Source organism: Oceanibaculum indicum P24 (genome assembly GCF_000299935.1).
In the GTDB taxonomy this organism is placed as follows: Bacteria; Pseudomonadota; Alphaproteobacteria; order Oceanibaculales; family Oceanibaculaceae; genus Oceanibaculum; species Oceanibaculum indicum.
Window position 1 is genome coordinate 1 of the sequence record NZ_AMRL01000060.1, and the last position, 1890, is coordinate 1890.

A 1890-nucleotide genomic window follows, 5' to 3' on the forward strand; every position below is an offset into this window, starting at 1 on the left:
GAAGCGCGCCGGCCGCCTGCTTGACGGGCGCGAGTGGAACGAACTGCCGCAATACCTGCCCGCACGGGAGGTAATTAATGCCTGACACCGCCCCCACCCTCACCGTGCCGGCGCGCCGCTGCCGGGAATGCGGCGGCCTGTTCGCGCCCGCGCAGCAGGGCCAGGAGTTCTGCTCGGTCGGTCACCGGCACCTGTACCACAACCGGGTGACGAAGCGCGGCCGGCAGGCTTACGAGGCCGCCATGGCATGGCGCATGCCCGATGCCGCCAGCGGAAAGCGCGGCAGCCCCACCCCGCTGTCCAACATGGTCGATCGCTGGATTGCCGAGGATAACCAGCGCGCCCGCGACTATGAGGCCGCTCGCAGCGCCCGGAAGCGCAAGGCCGGCTGACATGGCCGCGTCGATGCTGTCGCTTAAGGAGTTGCCCGGATGGCCCCTGCTGCTGTCGCGGGAACAGGCGGCGGCCTATGTCGGCGTCAGCCCGGTTCTGTTTGACAAGGAAGTCGATCAGGGCCTGTGGCCGCAGCCCATCCGGCGCGGGGAGAAGCTCGGCCGCAAGACATGGGACCGCCGCCAGCTCGACGCGGCACTTGACAGCATCAGCGGTCCCGGCCCTCAATTCGCCCATGACGACTTCGAACAGCGGCGGCAGGCCGCCAAAGCCGGGCGCGGTGGGGCGACGCGGCAGGAAAAGCGCCGGCATGCCGGGCGTTAACAAGGTCCGCCGCAGCCTCGCCACCGGCGAGACCGTCACCTATTTCTATCATCGCGCCACCGGCCAGCGACTCGACGGCCAGCCCGGCACGGTCGAATTCCAGCGCAGCTGGGCGCAGGCGGAAGCGCGGCTGCACAGCCCCATCGCGCCGGCCCGCGCCATGCCCGCCTTCGAGGAACTGGCCCGCAGCTTCCGGCTTAGTCCCGAATACCGCCGGCTGGCGGAGAAGACCCGCCGGCAATGGGATATCATGCTGCAGGAAATGACCGTTCGCTTCGGCTGGGTACGCTGGGACGATCTGAATCGCCGCGCCATCCGCGCTGAATTTTTCGACTGGCGCGACGAAATGGCAGACACCCCGCGCAAGGCCGATGTCTGTATCGCCAGCCTCTCCCGGCTCTTGAACTGGGCAATGGACCGGGGCCGCATCGAGGCCAACCACGCCGCGCGCATCCCCAACCTGGTAGGGGCCAGCCATAACCGCGCCGGCAAGGTCATCACCCCGCAGCACGAATCGGCGCTGCGCCAGGTCTGCAATGACGATCTGTGGGAGGCTTACCAACTCGCGCTCTACACGACGCTGCGCCGGGGCGACCTGATGGCGCTGCGCTGGACGATGCTGCGCGACGGCTGGTTGATGATCACCCCGTCCAAGACAGCGCATTCGACTGCCATCAAGGTACAGCTGCCGGTGTTTGCCCTGCCGCCGCTGCAGGATCTGCTGGCCGGGCTGTCGCGCTGCACCGATCACATCCTCACCACCCGCAATGCCCATCCCTGGGCGGCGGAGAATCTGAACCGGCAGTGGCAGCAGGCGAAGCGAGCGGCGGCGGAGACCGAGGAAGGGCGCGACCTGGACTGGGATATCCACTGGCATGACATTCGCGGGACCGGCCTGTCCCGGCTCTGGCAGGCCGGATGCACCGATGCCGAGGTGGCGATGATTTCCGGCCATGCCATCGGCGGCCGCTCGATGCTGCGCAACTACGCATCGCGGGACCGCGAACTGGCCGTCAATGCCTACCGGAAACTCTGGGCCTGGATCAGCAAGGCGGAGGGCGATAAGGTTGTCGCCCTCCGCTTCGCCTGACCGTTTTGCAAATTACTGCAAACTAATTGCAAAACGCCTCATAACACACTGATATTAAATGGTAGATATCAGATGCCCATGCA

At 66.6% G+C, this 1890-nt stretch carries 3 protein-coding genes; all 3 read left to right on the top strand.

Annotated elements, in window-relative coordinates; translation table 11 throughout:
- The first annotated feature begins 77 nt into the window (after window positions 1-77).
- Genes P24_RS18915 through P24_RS18925 form a run of 3 tightly spaced genes read left to right on the top strand, consistent with a single transcriptional unit; the run spans window position 78 to window position 1807 of the window.
- The gene (locus P24_RS18915) at window positions 78-392 is read left to right on the top strand and encodes a hypothetical protein (protein WP_008946356.1); all 315 of its coding nucleotides are present in this window, start codon (window positions 78-80) and stop codon (window positions 390-392) included.
- A gap of 1 nt (window position 393) precedes the next feature.
- Entirely contained in the window at window positions 394-717 is a 324-nt protein-coding gene (locus tag P24_RS20370) for a hypothetical protein (RefSeq protein ID WP_008946357.1), read from the top strand.
- The gene (locus P24_RS18925; protein ID WP_008946358.1) at window positions 704-1807 is read left to right on the top strand and encodes a tyrosine-type recombinase/integrase; all 1104 of its coding nucleotides are present in this window, start codon (window positions 704-706) and stop codon (window positions 1805-1807) included. Before P24_RS20370 ends, P24_RS18925 begins: the two co-directional genes overlap by 14 nt.
- Window positions 1808-1890 lie beyond the last annotated feature (83 nt).

What these genes read in the sequence shown, in the direction of transcription:
- P24_RS18925 (WP_008946358.1), top strand. Translation starts at nt 704, where the DNA reads ATGCCGGGCGTTAACAAGGTCCGCCGCAGCCTCGCCACCGGCGAGACC.
- P24_RS18915 (WP_008946356.1), top strand. Translation starts at nt 78, where the DNA reads ATGCCTGACACCGCCCCCACCCTCACCGTGCCGGCGCGCCGCTGCCGG.
- P24_RS20370 (WP_008946357.1), top strand. Translation starts at nt 394, where the DNA reads ATGGCCGCGTCGATGCTGTCGCTTAAGGAGTTGCCCGGATGGCCCCTG.